Here is a 16,803-nt window from a genome sequence, read left to right as displayed (position 1 = left end):
CAGAGGTTGCCGGACCGGGATGGGTTCGTCGGCAAGGTCTGCCGTGGCCGGGCCGCACCGGGGCCGGTTGAATCGAGTCGTGCCCACCCATAAGCTCGTCGTCGCGGACGCGACGCTCCGTGGACGGGACGGCCGCTGGCACGTCGCGGTCGACGACGGCCGCATCAGCGCCGTGACCCAGGACCGCGTCAGCGGTGCCGTGGAGCTGGACGCCGCCGGTGGCCTGGTCACCGAGAGCTTCGCCAACGGGCACATGCACCTCGACAAGGTGCACACGCTGGACCGGATCGGCGACGCCGCGCTGACGGCGTACACCTCGGGCGACATGGGCTCGGCCCGCACCTCCATCGAGCTCGCGTCGGCGGTGAAGGCCGGCTACGACCGGACCTGGATCGCGGTCAACGCCCGTCGGGCGGTCATGGAGGCGGTGCGGTACGGCGTCCGCCACGTGCTCGCCTTCGCCGACGTCGACACCCGGGCGGGGCTGGAGGGCGTGATCCCGCTGCTGACGCTGCGCGACGAGCTCCGCGGCGTGGTCGACCTGCAGGTGGTCGCGTTCCCGCAGGACGGCCTGCTCTGCGACCCCGGCGCCGAGGACCTCGTGCGCGAGGCCGTCGACCTGGGCGCGGACGTCGTCGGCGGCATCCCCTGGATCGAGCACACCGACGCCGAGGCCCGCGAGCACGTCCGCCGGATGTGCGCCCTCGCCGCCGCCCACGACCGCCGGGTCGCGATGCTCGTCGACGACGCCGGGGACCCGGGCCTGCGGACCACGGAGATGCTGGCCGCCGCGATGCTCGAGCACGGACTCGTCGGGCGCGGGGTGGCCAACCACGCCCGCGCGGTCGGCCTCTACCCCCGGCCCTCCCTCGAACGGCTCGCGGGGATCGCCCGGCGCGCCGGCCTGGGCTTCGTCAGCGACCCGCACACCGGCCCGCTGCACCTGCCGGTGCGCGAGCTGACCGCGATGGGGCTGCCGGTCGCGCTCGGCCAGGACGACATCGAGGACGCCTACTACCCGTTCGGCCGGCACAACATGGTCGAGGTGGCGTTCCTCGCGGCCCACGCCCTGGAGGCGGTCGACACCGCTGGCATCGACCTCGTGTACGACGCCGTCACCACCACCGCGGCCCGGGTCCTCGGGATCGTCGGCCACCGCCTGGAGCAGGGCGGCAACGCCGACCTGGTCGTCCACCACCACGCCGGCCTGCGGGCCGTGCTCACGCACCACGAGGCGCCGGCGTACGTCGTCGCGTCGGGCAGGCTGGTCGCGAGCTCGACGTCCAGCACCACCTTCCACTTGGCCCACCTGGAGCAGGAGAACTCATGACCCGGCGGATCCGGATCGGCATCGACACGGGCGGCACGTTCACCGACGTGGTCGCCTTCGACGAGGACAGCGGCGAGCTGGTGACCACGAAGACGCCGTCGACGCCGAGCAACCCGGCCGACGGCTTCCTGGCGGGCATCGACAAGGTTCTCGGCCTGCTCGGCGCGACCGGGGCCGACATCGACGCGGTCAGCCACGGCACCACGGTCGCCACCAACCAGCTGCTCGAGGGCAAGGTCGACCGGCTCGGGTTCATCACCAACACCGGCTACGAGGCGATGCTCGAGATCGCTCGGCAGTCCGTGCCCGACGGCTACGGCAACTCCTACTTCTGGGTGAAGCCGGAGCGCATCGTGCCCCGTGACCGGGTCAAGGGCGTCGAGGGTCGCCTCGACGTCAACGGCGACGAGGTGCGGCCGTTCGACGAGGACGGTGCGCGCGCGGTCGCCCGCTGGTTCAGGGCGCAGGACGTCAACACCCTCGGTGTCTGCTTCCTGCACGCCTACGCCAACCCGGTCCACGAGGAGCGGATGCGCGCGATCCTCACCGAGGAGCACCCCGACGCCGTGGTGTCGCTGTCGAGCCAGGTGCTGCGCGAGTACCGCGAGTACGAGCGGGCGATGACGACCCTCGTCGACGCGGCCGTCAAGCCGCGGCTCTCGGCGTACGTCACCAACATCAAGACGCGCCTCGAGCAGCTCGACGACCGGGTCATCCCGTTCTACGTGATGAAGTCCAACGGCGGCGTGCTCTCCGCCGACGAGGTCGTGCACCAGCCGATCACCACCGTGCTCTCCGGCCCCGCGGCCGGCGCGCTCGGGGCTGCGCTGATCGCGCAGGTCGCCGGGTTCGACAAGGTGCTGACCTCCGACGGCGGTGGTACGTCGACCGACGTTTCGGTGGTCATCGACGGCGAGCCGACGCTGACGACTGAGGGCTCCGTCGGCGCGTTCCCGTCGAAGATCCCGATGATCGACGTCGTCACCGTCGGCGCGGGAGGCGGCTCGATCGCCTGGCTCTCGCCCGAGGGCACGCTCAAGGTGGGCCCGCAGTCGGCCGGCGCCGACCCCGGCCCGATCTGCTACGGCAAGGGCGGCACCGAGGTCACCATCACCGACGCTCACGTCTTCCTCGGCCGGATCCCTCCGCACCTGCTCGGCGGTGAGATCCCGCTGGACGTCGACGCGGCCCACGCCGGCATCGAGGCCCTGGCGCGCGAGCTCGGGATGACGCCCGAGGCGTGCGCGTCCGGCGTCCTCGAGATCTCGGCGTGGAACCAGGCCAACGCCCTGCGCCAGGTCACGGTCAAGCGCGGGCTCGACGTACGCGACTTCACGCTCACCACCTTCGGCGGCTCGGGCTCGCTGCTCCTGTGCCGGCTCGTCGACGTGCTCGGCCTGCCGGCCGTGCTGGTCCCGCCCAACCCGGGCAACGTCTCGGCGTTCGGCCTGCTGACGGTCGACGTCAAGAACGACTACGTGCGGACCCACGTGACGCTGGCGGAGCAGCTCGACCCGGTCGCCGTGACCGGCATCTTCGACGGTCTCGCCGCCCAGGCAGCGGAGGCGCTGGCCAAGGAGGGCTTCGCACCCGCGGAGCACCAGTTCGTCCGCACCGCCGACCTGCGCTACTTCGGCCAGGCCTTCGAGGTGCGGGTGCCCGTCGGCGAGGGCGAGCTCGACCCGACCGCGGTCGCGGACGCCTTCCACGCCGAGCACCGCGCGACGTACGGCTACGACTTCTCCGGCGACCCCACCCAGCAGGTCGAGTGGGTCAACCTCCGGGTGTCCGGCATCGGCCCGATCCAGCGCCCGGAGATCCAGAAGGTCGAGTCGGGACTTCTGACGGTTGAGTCCGGAGTTTCGGCGGACAGAAGTCCCGACTCGAGCGTCACAGGTCCCGACTCGACGAGACGTGTGTGCTTCGACGCAGGAGAGGGGTACGTCGAGGCGCCGGTGCTCTGGCGAGCCGACCTGCCACCGGGCACGGTCGTGACCGGCCCGGCGATCATCGAGGAGTTCGGGTCCACGGTGCCGCTGCACCCGGGCTTCACCGCCCGCGTCGACGAGTACCTCAACATCATCGTGACCAGGAGCGACGCATGAGCGCGACCACCGGCGAGAGCCGCAGGGCACCGACCGACTTCCCGTTCGGCCACCTCACCGACGACCAGGGCGCGAGCGCCGACCCGGTCCTCGTCGAGATCGTCCAGGGCTCCCTGGCGAGCGTCGAGATGGAGGTCGAGACCGCGATCGGGCGCACCAGCCGCAGCCCGATGATCCGCGACGCCCACGACTTCCGCGCGGGCATCCACGACCGGCTGCTGCGCAAGCTCACCGGCCGCTCGTACTCCGCCCTCGTCCACCCCGTCGCCCGCGACTTCCCGATCGACGAGATGCAGCCCGGCGACGTCTTCTTCCACAACGACGTCTACCGCTCCGAGGGCGGCATCGGCCACCTGCCCGACCTCTGCGTCACGGTCCCGGTCTTCTCCGAGGGCAGGGTCGTCGCGTTCGTCCAGGCCTTCGGGCACCACGACGACATCGGCGGCGCCGTGCCCGGCTCGATGCCCTCCAACGCCACCAGCGTCTTCGAGGAGGGCCTGATGGTCCCGCCGATCCGGCTCTGGGACGCGGGCGTGCCCAACAAGGCGGCGCTCAGCATCATGACCCGCAACTCGCGCATGCCCGAGTCGCTGGCCGCCGACCTCGACGCCGAGTGCTCGGCCTGCCTGATGGGAGCGAGACGGCTCGGCGAGCTCTTCGACCGGTACGGCGTCGCCACGGTCGAGTCGTGCTTCGACGCGATCATCTCGCGCACCACCGAGACCTACCGCCGCGAGATCCTCAGCCAGATCCCGGTCGGGGAGTGGGTCTGGGAGGACTACGCCGAGCACGACGGCGTCGACGAGCCGATGCTGCACACCCAGCGGATCACCCTCACCCGGACGCCCGCCGACGACCCCGACGGCGAGCGGCTGATCCTCGACTTCGGCGGCACCTCGCCGCAGGCCAAGGGCCCGATCAACCACTGCGGCGACTACAGCGACGGCGTCTTCCTGAAGAAGTGGCTCGCCCCGATCCTGCGCAACCTCGCGAAGGACCCCGAGCGGATGGCCGAGCTCGACGTCAACGAGGGCATCGTGCCGCTGATCGAGATGCGCTTCCCGCCGCCCGGCACCCTGCTCACGCCGGTCTTCCCGGCGCCGACCAACGCGCGCACCTTCGTGATCCTGCGGCTGCTCGGCGTGCTCGCCGGCGTGGTCGCCAAGGCCGTCGACGGCCGGATGCCCGCCGACCAGGAGACGATCCGCTACACCGGCGTCTACGGCGACGACCTCGAGGGCCGGCCCTACCTGATGCGCGAGGTCCTCGGTGGCGGCTCCGGCGGCCGCTACTACGCCGACGGCGAGGACACGATCCACGTCGTCCCCGACTCGCGCAACCTGCCCTCCGAGTTCACCGAGGCGCGCTTCCCCTTCCGGGTGGAGTCGCTGTCGCTGGCCATGGACAGCGGGGGAGCCGGTCAGTTCCGCGGCGGCCTCGGCTACGAGAAGCACATCCGGATGCTCAAGGACGGCCACTTCATGTCCATCGCGGACCGGTCGATCCTGGCCTGCTGGGGCGTGAAGGGCGGGCTCGCGGGCCAGCCGTTCCAGGTCGTCATCGACGCCGGCGGCCCGAACGAGCGCGAGGTCGACGCCCTCGCCGACGCCGAGCCGGTCGCGGCCGGCGAGGTGATCCGGATCCGCACCACCGGCGGTGGCGGCTGGGGCAACCCGCTCGACCGCGACCCCGCGCTGGTCGTCCGCGACGTCGTCTGGCGGAAGGTCTCGCCGCAGGCCGCGCTCACGGCGTACGGCGTGGTCCTCACCGGCTCGCTCGAGGACGACTCGCTGTCGTACGACGAGGCCGCGACGACCGCCGAGCGGGCCGCCCGCCCGGCCGGGTCCGAGGCCTTCTTCGACCGTGGTCCCGGCTACGCGGCGCTGGCCGACGGGGCGGCGTACGCCGAGGTCGACCTGGTCTGAGCCTTGTCGTCGGCACCTGCGCAGGCGCACGATGGAGGCGCGGCGCACGAAGAAGGTGATGCCGATGGGCACGACCGATGTCCTCCACGACGCGATCCAGCACACGCAGGGACGGCTCCGGGGCCGGCTCGCCGACGCACGGTCGATGGGGGCCGCCCGCGACCGGCCGCGTGACGGGCACGAGCGGATCGACGCCTTCCTGGCCATCACGAGCAGGCACCTGCACGCGGTCGACGCGGTGCTGCTGCCACCGACCCGGCGGCAGGTCGTCGACGGCGGGTCCCTCGTGCACGACTACCTCCGCTCGAGCAAGGCGCTGGAGGTCGTGCTCGTGCACGTGAAGGCGCACGAGTACGGGTCGGTCTACGAGCGGCCGTACGGCTGGACGGACGTGTGGGCCGACGTGGCGACCGCGATGGCGGACCAGCATCGGCACGAGCAGGTGCTCGGGAGCCGGCTGACCGCGACGCTGCCCGACGACGACCTCGACGCGCTCGCCCACCGGCTCGTCGACGTGGAGCTCACGGCGCCGAGCCGCCCGCACCCGTACACGCCGCACACCGGCGCGCTGGGCGCCGTCGCCCGGCGCGTGATGCACGCGGTCGACGGGTTCTGGGACGCGGCCGAGGGCCGGATGGTGCCCGGACCCGTCCCGGAGCCGAAGAAGCGTCCCGGGCGGATGGGGCAGTACCTCCTGGCCGACCCGCGATTCGACGAGGAGGCGCCGGACTCTCGCTAGGCTCCGGTGCGTCCGGGTCCACCACCGCCCTCACTCGGGAGCACGATGTCCGCCGACAACCCCCTCGAGACGTACTTCCGCTCGAACCAGAAGCGGCTGATCCACAAGTGGGTCCACTACTTCGACATCTACCACCGGCACTTCGAGCGGTTCCGGGGCAAGCCGGTGACGGTCCTGGAGTTCGGGGTCAGCCACGGCGGCTCGCTGCAGATGTGGCGCAACTACTTCGGCCGCAAGGTGCGGCTGTACGGCGTCGACATCGACCCGCGCTGCGCACGGCTCGGTGGGCGGTACGCGACGATCTTCATCGGCGACCAGGAGGACCGCGCGTTCCTCCAGTCGATCGCCGACGAGATCGGGCCGGTGGACGTGCTGATCGAGGACGGCGGCCACACGATGGGTCAGCAGATCGCGACGTTCGAGGTCTTCTACCCGCAGATGAGCACCGACGGGGTGTACCTGGTCGAGGACCTGCACACGAGCTACTGGAAGTCGTTCGGTGGCGGCTACCGGCGTCCGGGCACCTTCGTGGAGTACGCGAAGGGGCTCACCGACCAGCTGAACGCCTGGCACTCGACCGATCCGGACCTCGTCGTGGACGAGTTCACCCGCACCACCCGGTCCATGCACTTCTACGACAGCATCATCGTGTTCGAGCGGGGCACCGTGGCGCCGCCGCACGCCGAGAAGACCGGCCGGCGGTCCATCGGCAAGCGACGGGGCACGTACGTCGGCGATGACGACTAGCCGGGTCGGGGTGCTCGGGGGCCGGGGCAAGACCGGACGTGCGGTGACGGCCGCCCTCGAGGACCGGGGCGTGGTCGGCGTGCCGCTCGGTCGCGCCGAGTGGTCCGACCTGGCGGGTGCCCTGGCCGGCTGTGCCGCGGCGTACGTGATCGCGCCCAACCTGCATCCCGACGAGCCGGAGTACGTCGCCGACGTGGTGGTCGCGGCCCAGGAGGCGGGGGTGGGCCGGATGGTCTACCACTCCGTCGCGTCCCCCTACGTCCCCGCGATGCCGCACCACCTGGGCAAGGCCGCGGCGGAGGACGTCGTACGGCGCTCGGGGCTGGCGTGGACGATCCTCCAGCCGGGCGCCTACCTGCAGAACCTCGACCTCAGCGGGCCGGTGCGGGTGCCGTACGACGTGCACGCGACCTTCGGCTTCCTCGACCTCGCCGACCTCGGCGCCGCCGCCGCGACGGTGCTGCTCGACGACGGCCACGTCGGCGCGACGTACGAGCTGGCGTCGCGGGTGGCGACCGTCGCCGAGCTCGCGGCGGAGGCCGGGGTCGCCGCCGAACGGGTGGACGACCCCGGCACGCACGCGTGGCTGAGCGCGATGTTCGCGTACTACGACCGGCACGGGCTCCCGGTCGGCACGCTCCCGCTCAGCGCCTTGCTGGGGAAGGAGACCTAGCTGCTGCTCTGGGTCGGCAGCTGCGGGATCAGCCAGCTCAGGAACGCGTCCTGGCTGCGGGTCTGCAGGTAGATCCGCCCGGGGCCGGTCAGGTCGCAGACCAGTCCCTCGCCGGAGAAGAAGGTCGACTTCCAGTTGCCGACCTTGCGGACGTTGTACTGGATGCCCTCGGTCCACGCGACCATGTGGCCGGTGTCGACCGTGTAGGTCTGGCCGGGCTGCAGGTCGATCGAGTGGATCGCGCCGTAGCTCGACAGCACCAAGTCGCCCTGGCCCGCGACGCGCAGCATGAAGAGGCCCTCGCTGGAGAAGAAGGTCTTGCCGCCGCCCCACTTGGTGTCGATCTCGATGCCGCTCGACGACGCGAGGTAGGAGCCGGACTGCACGAAGAGCGTCCCGTTGAGCGGCCAGTGCACGATGTCGCCGGAGAGCGTCGGCGCGAGGTAGAGCTCGGCGCCGTCGGACTGGGCGGTGAAGGTGTTCATGAAGAACGACTCACCGCCCAGAACCGATCGCTTGAGGCCCTTGAGGATGCCGCCCTGGGTGGTCGTCTCCATGGCGATGCCGGGTGACATGGCGAGCATGGCCCCGGACTCGGCGCGGACGACCTCCCCTGCGGACATGGTGAGCTTGGCGGCGGCGTACGCCGGGCTGTAGAGGATCTCGGTCTGCATGGACCGACAGTAGGCCGCCCGCGCGCGATCAGAGGACCAGCTGCGCAGGTGGTCCGGACAGGACGGACTTCACGAAGCGGCTGGTCTCGTCGCCGAGGACCTCCTCCTCGCCCTTCTCGAGCGCGTCGAGCACCTGGACCACGAGGTCGGCCGGCTCGGACTTCGGCGCCGTGACGTCGGCGGTCATGTCGGTGTCCATGTAGCCGACGTGGACACCGACGACGAGCGTGCCCTGCTCGCGCAGCTCGCCGCGGGTCGCGTTGGTCAGGGACCAGAGCGCCGCCTTGGTCGCGGAGTAGCCGGCGACCTGCGGGCTGGTCATCCAGGAGAGCGCCGAGTGGATGTTGACGATCGCGCCGCCGCCGTTGGCCGCCAGGACCGGGGCGAAGGCGCGGGTCACGTGGAGCGGCCCGATGACGTTGGTCTCGAGCTCCTCGCGGAAGCCGTCCAGCGACTCGCCGGTCAGCAGCGAGCCGCTGCGCCCGATGCCGGCGTTGTTGACCACGACGGTGACGTCGCCCAGCTCGGCGGCCGCCGCGGCGACGGACGCCGGGTCGGTGACGTCGAGGCGGACGGCGGTCACGCCCGGCGTGGTCACGGACTCCGGGTCGCGGGCTCCGGCGTACACGGTCGCGCCGGCGGCCACGAGCGCCTCGGCGAATGCCTTGCCGAGGCCGCGGTTGGCGCCGGTGACGAGGACGTTGGACTGGCCGAGGGAGATGGTCATGAGTCGAGCCTTTCGATGATGGTGGCGTTGGCGGTGCCGCCGGCCTCGCACATGGTCTGGAGGCCGTAGCGGCCGCCGGTCCGGTCGAGGACGCCGAGCAGGGTGGTGGCGAGACGTGCGCCCGAGGCGCCGAGCGGGTGGCCGATCGAGATCGCGCCACCGTGGACGTTGACCTTGGCGAGGTCGGCGCCGGTCTCGGCCTGCCAGGCGAGCACGACGGGCGAGAAGGCCTCGTTGACCTCGAACGCGTCGATGTCGGCGATGCTCAGGCCCGCGCGCTGCAGGACCTTCGCGGTCGCCGGGATGATGCCGGTCAGCATCAGGATCGGGTCGTCGGCCGCGACGGTCGCGGTGTGGATGCGGGCGCGCGGGGTCCAGCCGTGGGCGGCCGCGACCTCGCTGCTGGTGACGAGCAGCGCCGCCGATCCGTCGTTGTACGGCGAGCTGCTGCCGGCCGTGACCTTCCAGTCGATGTGCCCGAACCGCTGCTCCCAGTGCGGGTCCGCGAACGGCGTGCGCAGCCCGGCGAGCGCCTCCATAGTCGTCTCGGGGCGGATCGTCTCGTCGGTGCGCAGGTCGTTCAGAGGTGCGACCTCGGCGTCGAACCAACCCTGCCTCCAGGCCTCGGCGGCCCGCTGGTGGCTGGTGAACGCGAACTCGTCGAGCTGCTCGCGGGACAGGCCCCACTTCTGGGCGATCAGCTCCGCGCTGACGCCCTGGGGGACGAGGCCGCCCGGGTAGCGCGCCGCGACCGACGGCCCGGCGAAGTCGCGGCCGAGCTGGGAGCTGCCGATCGGCACCCGGCTCATCGACTCGACGCCGCTGGCGACGACGACGTCGTACGCGCCGGCGACGACGCCCTGGGCGGCGAAGCTCAACGCCTGCTGGCTGCTGCCGCACTGACGGTCGACGGTGACGCCGGGGACCGACTCGGGGAAGCCGGCGGCCAGCGCGGCCATCCGGGTGGTGTTGGTGCTCTGCTCGCCGACCTGGCCGACGACGCCGCCGATCACGTCGTCGATCTCGGCGGGGTCGAGACCCACCCGCTCGACGAGGCTCTTCAGGGCGTGGGCGTGCAGGTCGACCGGGTGCACGTCGGCGTACGCACCGCCGGGCTTGCCCCTGCCGAGCGGGGTGCGGACCGCGTCCACGATGACGGCGTCGCGCATGGCTACCTCCTGGGAGAGTGATGCGGACCGATCGGTCCGTCACGTCTCCCAGCCACCGACGCGACGCTTTCATTCCCGGCGACCTGGAATTGGACCGATCGGTCCGTACGATCGCCCCATGCCCCGCTCCGCCGACCCCGCCACCCGCGACCGGATCCTCGCCGCCGCGAGCACGCTCTTCTACACGCGCGGGATCCGGGCGGTCGGCATGGCCGAGATCGTGACCGCCGCGGGCTGCGGCAAGAACGTCCTCTACCGGCACTTCCCCAGCAAGGACGACCTGGTCCTGGCCTACCTCCAGCGCTTCGCCGAGGAGCTCGACGGCTCGATGGAGGTCGCGGTCGAGGGCCTGGACAAGATCCCCAGCGCCGCCCTGGTCGCGATCACCCGCGAGGTGGCCGACCGGGTCGCCGCGCGTGGCTTCCGTGGGTGCCCGTTCCGCAACTACCTGCGGGAGATGCGCGACCCGGCCGACGTGCCGGGCCGGTTCGCCCTGACCGAGATCCGCGCCCTCCGGCGGCAGGTCGACGCGCTGGTGGCGCGGCTGGGCGTGGACGACCCGGACCTGATGGCCGAGCGGATCTGGCTGGCGATCGAGGGGATGTACGCGAGCGCGCCGTACGGCGACCGCACGGAGGCGGCGACGACCGCCGTGGGTCTCGTGCAGGAGCTGCTCGCCGCCGCGTAGCCGCTCCACGGTGACAGACCCGGCCGCGTCTCCGGCTGATGTCCTCGGCGCCGCACGCCTTGCATGGCGGGCCTGACCTGGCTCAGTCGTCGAACTCGGCGAGGACGACCAGGTCGGGTCTGGTGCCGGCGTCGATCCAGATCCGTGAGACGCCCTGGCCCTGCAGCGCGCCTTCGATCGCGTCGAGCAGGGCGAGCTGGACCGGCATGCTGGTCCCCGCATGCACGGTGAGAACTCGGTGGATGACTGCCATTGGCTCCTGAATTCTGAAGGCCTTGCGATGAGGGCCGTGGTCGTTGCCCGATGGGTCAACCGGACTGCCGGGCGTTTCGTCACGGGCGCGGCCCGGAATGAGGCATGGGTCACGATCCAGGTGTGGAAGTGGTCATGACCGGGCAGGAACGATGCGAATCGGCGTTCCGGGGGGTGTGCCGAGGAGGAGAGCCTTGTCGAGTGGACATCCTGATCCGAGCGTGCGTCATCAGCTCTGCGAACGTCTCGGCCGGCTGACGGAGCTCGAGATGGCCGTGCTCGAACGACTGAGCAGGGGCGAGCTGGCCCCAGAGGCTGCGCCGGTCTCGGTGCTCGCCGACATCAAGCGCAAGCTGGGCGTCTCGTCCACGCTGGCGGCGGTGGCGGTGCTGGTGCGCGCGGGGCTCCCCGACTGACAGACTCGGAGCATGCCTCAGCCATCGCTCGCGCGGGCGCTCGACCTGGCGCCGCACCCCGAGGGCGGCTGGTACCGCCAGACCTGGCGGTCCCCGGTCGACGTGACCCTGCCCGACGGCCGGGTGCGCCCGACCGCGACGTTGATCTACTTCCTGCTGCCGGCGGGGGAGTCGTCGGCCTGGCACAAGGTCGCGTCCGACGAGCTCTGGATGGCGCACACGGGCGCCGTCACCCTCGAGCTCGGCGGTGGCGGCGCGACGCCGGAGCTCGGGTCGAGCACGGTGGTCGACGCCGACCACCCGCAGGCGCACGTGCCCGCCGGGGTCTGGCAGCGCACGGTCCCCGGCGACGCCGACGCGCTCGTCAGCTGCCTGGTCTCACCGGGCTTCGACTTCGATGACTTCGAGCTCGAGCCGTGAGCCGGCTGACGCTGGTCACCGGCGGCACGCGCGGCATCGGGGCGGCGATCGCGATGCGCCTGGCCCGCGACGGGCACGACCTGGTGCTCGGCTACGCGCGCGACGACGGCGCCGCCGAGGAGGCGCGGCTCGCGGTCGAGGACGCGGGCGCGCGGTGCGCCGTCGTCCGCGCCGACCTGACCGACCCCGAGGGCGTCGACCGGCTCTTCGCGGCGGCGGCGACCCACGGCCGCCTGACCGGCGTGGTCAACAACGCGGGCGCCACCCTGCACATCGGCCCGCTCGCCGAGACGCCGCCGGAAATCGTCGCGGCGACCGTCGACCTCAACCTGACCTCCGCCCTTCTCGTCGCCCGCGCCGCGGTGCGCACCCTCGGCACGTCGTACGGCGGCGAGGGCGGCGTGCTCGTGAACATCAGCTCGGGCGCGGCGACGCTGGGCGCGGCGGGGGAGTACGTCCAGTACGCCGCGGCGAAGGCCGGCGTCGACACGTTGACCGTCGGCCTCGCCCAGGAGGTCGCGGCCGAGGGCATCCGGGTGGTCGGGGTCGCGCCCGGCATCGTGCGCACCACCATCCACGCCGATGCCGGTGAGCCCGGCCGCCTCGACCGGGTCGGTCCGCTGGTGCCGCTCGGCCGGGCCGGCGAGCCGCACGAGGTCGCCGACGCGGTGGGCTGGCTGATGAGCGACGAGGCGTCGTACGTCACCGGCACGACGCTGCGGGTCGCCGGCGGTCGGTGACGCGGCTCAGTACGCCGCTGCTCCGTCGCCGTACTTGTTGGGGCGGCGCTCGCCGGCCTGGCAGAACAGCACGATCAGGATGATCGGACCGATGCACGGCAGGAGGAAGAGCAGCTGCCACCACCCGGTCCGACCCGTGTCGTGCAGGCGACGGCTGCCGACCGCCAGGGTCGGCAGCAGCACGAGGAGGCTCCCGAGGGCGCTGACCGGCCCGTAGGCGCTGTCGTCCCACTGCAGGCCGGCGGCGGAGTCGATGACCGTGGTGATGACCGAGACGATCGTGCCGAAGAGGAAGAACCACCAGTACTCCGGACGGGTCGCCCGCCCGGCGAAGGTGGCGTACTTGCTGAAGCACACGCTGACCGCGTCGCCGAACGTCATGGGTCCTCCTCGAGATGGGCGCATCGGGAGGATGGCAGGACCGGTCCGACCGCGCAGCGGATCGCGGCATTTCGTACTCGACTGGGCCGGCTTCTGTTGGCAACTCCTGCCGTCGCTCGGCAGCCGGGAGGTCACTAGGTTCGAGGCATGAGGGTCCTGCTCGCGCTCGGCGGCAACGCCATGACGGCGGACGGGCGAGCCCGGCCCGAGGACCAGATCGCCGCCGCGGCCGTCGCGATGGAGGCGGTCGCCGACCTGCTCGAGCAGGACGTGGACGTCGTGGTCACGCACGGCAACGGCCCCCAGGTCGGCAACCTCCTGGTCAAGAACGAGCTGGCCGCCGCGGTCGTACCCCCCGTGCCGCTCGACTGGTGCGGTGCGCAGACCCAGGCGACGCTCGGCTTCGTGCTGATGGACGCCCTCGACGCCGCGCTCGCGCGGCGCGGGCTGGACCGGCGTACGGCGACCGTGGTCACCCGCACCCTCGTCTCCGCCGACGACGCGGGCTTCGCCCGGCCCACCAAGCCGATCGGCCGGTTCCTGCCCGCCGCCGACGCCGCACTGCTCGTCGAGCACGGCGAGACCTGGGAGGACCGTGGCGAGAAGGGCTGGCGCCGCGTCGTCGCCTCGCCGGAGCCGCTCGACATCATCGACGCCCCGGCCGCGCGGGCGCTGGTCGACGCCGGGTTCGTGGTCATCGCCAACGGTGGTGGCGGCATCCCCGTCGTCCGGGCCGTCGACGGCACCCTCAGCGGCGTCGAGGCGGTCATCGACAAGGACCTCGGCGCGGCCCTGCTCGCTCGCACCGTCGACGCGGACGTGCTGGTGATCGGCACCGACGTCACCCACGCCGTGCTCCACTTCGGGACGCCGCAGGCGCGCGACGTCGGCGTCGTGACGGCCGCCGAGCTGCGGGCGTACGCCGCGGACGGACACTTCGCCAGCGGCTCGATGGGCCCGAAGGTCGACGCCGCCTGCCGGTTCGTCGAGGGCGGCGGTGCCCGCGCCGTGATCACCGATCTCGCTCATCTCTCCGAGGCGGTGACCGGTGCGACCGGGACCGTCGTCGTACCCAACTAGTAGCAAGGACTGCCATGCCTGACGCCATCGAAGTACGCAAGGTCCCGATCCACTCCGTCGCCGACGCCAGCGAGCTCGCGAAGCTCATCGACGACGGCGTGATGGAGGCGTCCCGCGTGATCGCGATCATCGGCAAGACCGAGGGCAACGGCGGCGTCAACGACTACACCCGGATCATCTCCGACCGCGCGTTCCGCGAGGTGCTGATCGAGAAGGGTGCGCCCGCCGACCAGGTCAAGCAGGTCCCGATCGTGTGGTCCGGCGGCACCGACGGCGTGATCAGCCCGCACGCGACGATCTTCGCGACCACCGACGCCGAGCCGACCGACGAGCCGCGGCTGACCGTGGGCTTCGCGATGAGCGAGGTGCTGCTGCCCGAGGACATCGGCCGGGTCGCGATGGTCACCAAGGTCGCCGACGCCGTGAAGGTGGCGATGGAGCGGGCCGGCATCACCGACGTCGCCGATGTCCACTACGTGCAGACCAAGACGCCGCTGCTGACCGTGCACACGATCCGCGACGCCAAGTCGCGCGGCAAGACCGTCTGGACCGAGCACACCCACGAGTCGATGGATCTCTCCAACGGCACCACGGCCCTCGGCATCGCGGTCGCGCTCGGCGAGATCGAGATGCCGACCGACGCCGACGTCATGCACGACCGGTCGCTCTTCTCCGCGGTCGCCTCCTGCTCCTCGGGGGTCGAGCTCGACCAGGCGCAGGTCGTCGTGGTCGGCAACGCGACCGGGGTCGGCGGCCGCTACCGCGTCGGCCACTCGGTGATGAAGGACGCGCTCGACTCCGACGGCATCTGGGCCGCCATCAAGGACGCCGGCCTCGACCTGCCGGACCGGCCGCGCACGAGCGACCTCGACGGCCGCCTGGTCAACGTGTTCCTCAAGTGCGAGGTGTCGCAGGACGGCCAGGTCCGCGGTCGCCGCAACGCGATGCTCGACGACTCCGACGTGCACTGGCACCGGCAGATCAAGGCCGCCGTCGGGGGCGTCACCGCTGCCGTCACCGGCGACCCCGCGGTCTTCGTCTCCGTCTCGGCCGCCCACCAGGGACCCGACGGTGGCGGCCCCGTGGCCGCGATCGTCGACCTGGGCTGAGAGGTCGCGTCCCTGGTCTCGTGGGGTCGACCGAGCAACACTCGGGGGCATGACGCTCCTCGACGCTGAGACCTGGACCGGCAAGATCTTCATCGACGGCTGGACGGACGGCGCCGGCGGCACGGCGCGGTCCGTCGAGCCCGCGACCGGCGACACGCTGGGCGAGTACGGCGTCGCCTCGCCCGACGACGTACGGCGTGCGGCGACCCGGGCCGCGGAGGCGCAGCGGGAGTGGGCGTCCCGCAAGCCCGAGGAGCGCGCGGCCGTGCTGCGTCGGGCGGGCCAGCTGTTCGAGGATCATGCCGAGGAGATCCAGGGCTGGATCGTGCGCGAGTCCGGCGGCATCCCGCCGAAGGCCGGTCTCGAGACCCACATCGCCGCCGCGGAGTGCTTCGAGGCCGCGGGGCTCCCGGGCCACCCCGCGGGCGAGGTGCTGACCTCCAACGAGGATCGCTGGTCGTTCGCCCGCCGGCGACCGGTCGGCGTCGTCAGCGTCATCGCGCCCTTCAACTTCCCGCTCATCCTCAGCATCCGCGCCGTCGCGCCCGCGCTGGCGCTCGGCAACGCCGTGCTCCTCAAGCCGGACCCGCGCACGGCGGTCTGCGGCGGCGTCGTGCTGGTCCGGGTCTTCCAGGAGGCCGGTCTGCCCGACGGGCTGCTCTCGCTGCTCCCGGGGAGCGGCGAGATCGGGGCGGCGGTCGTCGAGGCGCCGGAGGTCGCCGTCATCGCCTTCACCGGCTCCACCGCGGCCGGACGCAAGGTCGGTGAGGCCGCCGCCCGCGGCCTCAAGCGCGCGCACCTCGAGCTCGGCGGCAACAACGCGCTCGTGGTGCTCCCCGGCACCGACGTCGCCCGGGCGGCCAGTGCCGGCGCCTTCGGCTCGTTCATGCACCAGGGCCAGATCTGCATGACGTCCGGGCGCCACATCGTGCACGAGTCGCTCTACGAGGAGTACGTCGCGGCCCTCGCCGAGAAGGCGCAGCACCTGCCCGTCGGTGACCCGAAGTCGGGCACGGTGGCCCTCGGCCCGATCATCGACGAGAAGCAGCTCAAGCACATCGACGCCATCGTCCAGGACGCGGTCCAGCACGGTGCCCGGCTGCTGGCCGGCGGCACCAACGACGGCCCCTACTACCAGCCCACCGTGCTCGCGGACGTCGCCCGCGACAACCCGGCGTGGACCGAGGAGATCTTCGGCCCGGTCGCCCCGGTCGTGTCGTACTCGACCCTCGACGAGGCGGTCGCGCTCGTCAACGACAACGAGTACGGGCTGTCCGTCGGCATCCTCGGTGACGTCGGCGAGGCGATGCGTCTCGCCGACCGCGTCAGCTCCGGCAAGGTGCACATCAACGAGCAGACCGTCTCCGACGAGGCGAACGCGCCCTTCGGTGGCACCAAGTCGTCCGGCAACGGGTCGCGCGTCGGCGGCGCTCAGGCCAACATCGAGTCCTTCACCGAGATCCAGTGGCTCACGATGCGGCCGGACGTCGCGCCGTACCCCTTCTGAGCCGTCGACAGATCGGCTGCGGGTTTCACCGGGTGCCCGGTGAAACCCGCGGACACGCCGGTGCAGCACCGGCGTGTCCGCGGGTTTCGGCGGACAACCCACGCGTCAGACGAAGTCGAAC

18 protein-coding genes are annotated in these 16,803 nt (G+C 72.0%); 13 read left to right on the top strand and 5 right to left on the bottom strand.

Annotation, left to right across the window (positions count from 1 at the left end):
• Window positions 1–79 precede the first annotated feature (79 nt).
• The 6 genes from ABEA34_RS02500 to ABEA34_RS02475 all read left to right on the top strand — a co-directional run bounded on the left by ABEA34_RS02500 (window position 80) and on the right by ABEA34_RS02475 (window position 7,519).
• On the top strand, window positions 80–1,330 hold the full coding sequence (locus tag ABEA34_RS02500) for an amidohydrolase family protein (protein WP_345518899.1): 1,251 nt from the start codon (window positions 80–82) through the stop codon (window positions 1,328–1,330).
• Window positions 1,327–3,435, top strand: coding sequence for a hydantoinase/oxoprolinase family protein (locus ABEA34_RS02495; RefSeq protein WP_345518897.1), 2,109 nt, complete (start codon window positions 1,327–1,329; stop codon window positions 3,433–3,435). The genes ABEA34_RS02500 and ABEA34_RS02495 overlap by 4 nt, the downstream gene beginning before the upstream one ends.
• Complete coding sequence (locus ABEA34_RS02490; RefSeq protein ID WP_345518895.1) at window positions 3,432–5,360, top strand: hydantoinase B/oxoprolinase family protein; 1,929 nt, start codon at window positions 3,432–3,434, stop codon at window positions 5,358–5,360. The genes ABEA34_RS02495 and ABEA34_RS02490 overlap by 4 nt, the downstream gene beginning before the upstream one ends.
• A gap of 64 nt (window positions 5,361–5,424) precedes the next feature.
• Window positions 5,425–6,099 (top strand): hypothetical protein, encoded by a 675-nt coding sequence (locus tag ABEA34_RS02485; RefSeq protein WP_345518893.1) that lies wholly within the window; start codon window positions 5,425–5,427, stop codon window positions 6,097–6,099.
• A gap of 45 nt (window positions 6,100–6,144) precedes the next feature.
• Window positions 6,145–6,846 carry a class I SAM-dependent methyltransferase gene (locus ABEA34_RS02480; protein ID WP_345518891.1) on the top strand — a complete coding sequence of 234 codons (702 nt, stop codon included), beginning with the start codon at window positions 6,145–6,147 and terminating at the stop codon, window positions 6,844–6,846.
• The gene (locus ABEA34_RS02475) at window positions 6,836–7,519 is read left to right on the top strand and encodes an NAD(P)H-binding protein (RefSeq protein ID WP_345518889.1); all 684 of its coding nucleotides are present in this window, start codon (window positions 6,836–6,838) and stop codon (window positions 7,517–7,519) included. Before ABEA34_RS02480 ends, ABEA34_RS02475 begins: the two co-directional genes overlap by 11 nt.
• Here the strand turns inward: ABEA34_RS02475 and ABEA34_RS02470 are convergent.
• The 3 genes from ABEA34_RS02470 to ABEA34_RS02460 are packed head-to-tail and all read right to left on the bottom strand — an operon-like array spanning window position 7,516 to window position 10,089.
• Complete coding sequence (locus ABEA34_RS02470) at window positions 7,516–8,193, bottom strand: TIGR00266 family protein (RefSeq protein WP_345518887.1); 678 nt, start codon at window positions 8,191–8,193, stop codon at window positions 7,516–7,518. The two genes, ABEA34_RS02475 and ABEA34_RS02470, sit on opposite strands and share 4 nt — an antisense overlap.
• A gap of 28 nt (window positions 8,194–8,221) precedes the next feature.
• The gene (locus ABEA34_RS02465; RefSeq protein WP_345518885.1) at window positions 8,222–8,920 is read right to left on the bottom strand and encodes an SDR family oxidoreductase; all 699 of its coding nucleotides are present in this window, start codon (window positions 8,918–8,920) and stop codon (window positions 8,222–8,224) included.
• Window positions 8,917–10,089: an acetyl-CoA C-acyltransferase gene (locus ABEA34_RS02460; protein WP_345518883.1), complete on the bottom strand. Its 1,173-nt coding sequence runs from the start codon at window positions 10,087–10,089 to the stop codon at window positions 8,917–8,919. Before ABEA34_RS02460 ends, ABEA34_RS02465 begins: the two co-directional genes overlap by 4 nt.
• Before the next feature lie 118 nt (window positions 10,090–10,207).
• On the opposite strand from ABEA34_RS02460, the gene ABEA34_RS02455 reads away from it, so the two are divergent.
• Entirely contained in the window at window positions 10,208–10,777 is a 570-nt protein-coding gene (locus ABEA34_RS02455; RefSeq protein ID WP_345518881.1) for a TetR/AcrR family transcriptional regulator, read from the top strand.
• Window positions 10,778–10,859: 82 nt separating this feature from the next.
• Here the strand turns inward: ABEA34_RS02455 and ABEA34_RS02450 are convergent, their stop codons facing one another.
• Window positions 10,860–10,985 carry a hypothetical protein gene (locus ABEA34_RS02450; protein WP_345518879.1) on the bottom strand — a complete coding sequence of 42 codons (126 nt, stop codon included), beginning with the start codon at window positions 10,983–10,985 and terminating at the stop codon, window positions 10,860–10,862.
• A gap of 265 nt (window positions 10,986–11,250) precedes the next feature.
• On the opposite strand from ABEA34_RS02450, the gene ABEA34_RS02445 reads away from it, so the two are divergent.
• From ABEA34_RS02445 to ABEA34_RS02435, 3 genes are read left to right on the top strand one after another with little or no spacing between them, the layout of a single operon-like run.
• Complete coding sequence (locus tag ABEA34_RS02445) at window positions 11,251–11,445, top strand: hypothetical protein (RefSeq protein ID WP_345518877.1); 195 nt, start codon at window positions 11,251–11,253, stop codon at window positions 11,443–11,445.
• Between the two features lie 12 nt (window positions 11,446–11,457).
• On the top strand, window positions 11,458–11,865 hold the full coding sequence (locus ABEA34_RS02440) for a cupin domain-containing protein (RefSeq protein WP_345518875.1): 408 nt from the start codon (window positions 11,458–11,460) through the stop codon (window positions 11,863–11,865).
• The gene (locus ABEA34_RS02435) at window positions 11,862–12,605 is read left to right on the top strand and encodes an SDR family oxidoreductase (RefSeq protein ID WP_345518873.1); all 744 of its coding nucleotides are present in this window, start codon (window positions 11,862–11,864) and stop codon (window positions 12,603–12,605) included. Before ABEA34_RS02440 ends, ABEA34_RS02435 begins: the two co-directional genes overlap by 4 nt.
• A 6-nt stretch (window positions 12,606–12,611) precedes the next feature.
• On the opposite strand, the gene ABEA34_RS02430 is transcribed toward ABEA34_RS02435, so the two are convergent.
• Complete coding sequence (locus ABEA34_RS02430; protein ID WP_345518871.1) at window positions 12,612–12,986, bottom strand: DUF805 domain-containing protein; 375 nt, start codon at window positions 12,984–12,986, stop codon at window positions 12,612–12,614.
• Window positions 12,987–13,133: 147 nt separating this feature from the next.
• On the opposite strand from ABEA34_RS02430, the gene ABEA34_RS02425 reads away from it, so the two are divergent.
• From ABEA34_RS02425 to ABEA34_RS02415, 3 genes are read left to right on the top strand one after another with little or no spacing between them, the layout of a single operon-like run.
• Window positions 13,134–14,066: a carbamate kinase gene (locus tag ABEA34_RS02425; protein ID WP_345518869.1), complete on the top strand. Its 933-nt coding sequence runs from the start codon at window positions 13,134–13,136 to the stop codon at window positions 14,064–14,066.
• A gap of 14 nt (window positions 14,067–14,080) precedes the next feature.
• Window positions 14,081–15,175: a barbiturase gene (bar, locus tag ABEA34_RS02420; RefSeq protein WP_345518867.1), complete on the top strand. Its 1,095-nt coding sequence runs from the start codon at window positions 14,081–14,083 to the stop codon at window positions 15,173–15,175.
• Window positions 15,176–15,224: 49 nt separating this feature from the next.
• Window positions 15,225–16,682 carry a benzaldehyde dehydrogenase gene (locus ABEA34_RS02415; RefSeq protein WP_345518865.1) on the top strand — a complete coding sequence of 486 codons (1,458 nt, stop codon included), beginning with the start codon at window positions 15,225–15,227 and terminating at the stop codon, window positions 16,680–16,682.
• The last annotated feature ends 121 nt before the right edge of the window (window positions 16,683–16,803 follow it).

The organism is Nocardioides conyzicola (assembly GCF_039543825.1).
Lineage (GTDB): Bacteria > Actinomycetota > Actinomycetes > Propionibacteriales > Nocardioidaceae > Nocardioides > Nocardioides conyzicola.
Note: the sequence above shows the minus strand (reverse complement) of the source record. Positions and strands in the feature narration are given on the sequence as shown.

Excerpts from the sequence above, each read along its gene's own strand:
- ABEA34_RS02495 (WP_345518897.1), top strand. The coding sequence starts at position 1,327 with ATGACCCGGCGGATCCGGATCGGCATCGACACGGGCGGCACGTTCACC.
- ABEA34_RS02490 (WP_345518895.1), top strand. The coding sequence starts at position 3,432 with ATGAGCGCGACCACCGGCGAGAGCCGCAGGGCACCGACCGACTTCCCG.
- ABEA34_RS02485 (WP_345518893.1), top strand. The coding sequence starts at position 5,425 with ATGGGCACGACCGATGTCCTCCACGACGCGATCCAGCACACGCAGGGA.
- ABEA34_RS02480 (WP_345518891.1), top strand. The coding sequence starts at position 6,145 with ATGTCCGCCGACAACCCCCTCGAGACGTACTTCCGCTCGAACCAGAAG.
- ABEA34_RS02475 (WP_345518889.1), top strand. The coding sequence starts at position 6,836 with ATGACGACTAGCCGGGTCGGGGTGCTCGGGGGCCGGGGCAAGACCGGA.
- ABEA34_RS02470 (WP_345518887.1), bottom strand. The coding sequence starts at position 8,193 with ATGCAGACCGAGATCCTCTACAGCCCGGCGTACGCCGCCGCCAAGCTC.
- ABEA34_RS02465 (WP_345518885.1), bottom strand. The coding sequence starts at position 8,920 with ATGACCATCTCCCTCGGCCAGTCCAACGTCCTCGTCACCGGCGCCAAC.
- ABEA34_RS02460 (WP_345518883.1), bottom strand. The coding sequence starts at position 10,089 with ATGCGCGACGCCGTCATCGTGGACGCGGTCCGCACCCCGCTCGGCAGG.
- ABEA34_RS02455 (WP_345518881.1), top strand. The coding sequence starts at position 10,208 with ATGCCCCGCTCCGCCGACCCCGCCACCCGCGACCGGATCCTCGCCGCC.
- ABEA34_RS02450 (WP_345518879.1), bottom strand. The coding sequence starts at position 10,985 with ATGCCGGTCCAGCTCGCCCTGCTCGACGCGATCGAAGGCGCGCTGCAG.
- ABEA34_RS02440 (WP_345518875.1), top strand. The coding sequence starts at position 11,458 with ATGCCTCAGCCATCGCTCGCGCGGGCGCTCGACCTGGCGCCGCACCCC.
- ABEA34_RS02430 (WP_345518871.1), bottom strand. The coding sequence starts at position 12,986 with ATGACGTTCGGCGACGCGGTCAGCGTGTGCTTCAGCAAGTACGCCACC.
- ABEA34_RS02425 (WP_345518869.1), top strand. The coding sequence starts at position 13,134 with ATGAGGGTCCTGCTCGCGCTCGGCGGCAACGCCATGACGGCGGACGGG.
- bar (WP_345518867.1), top strand. The coding sequence starts at position 14,081 with ATGCCTGACGCCATCGAAGTACGCAAGGTCCCGATCCACTCCGTCGCC.
- ABEA34_RS02415 (WP_345518865.1), top strand. The coding sequence starts at position 15,225 with ATGACGCTCCTCGACGCTGAGACCTGGACCGGCAAGATCTTCATCGAC.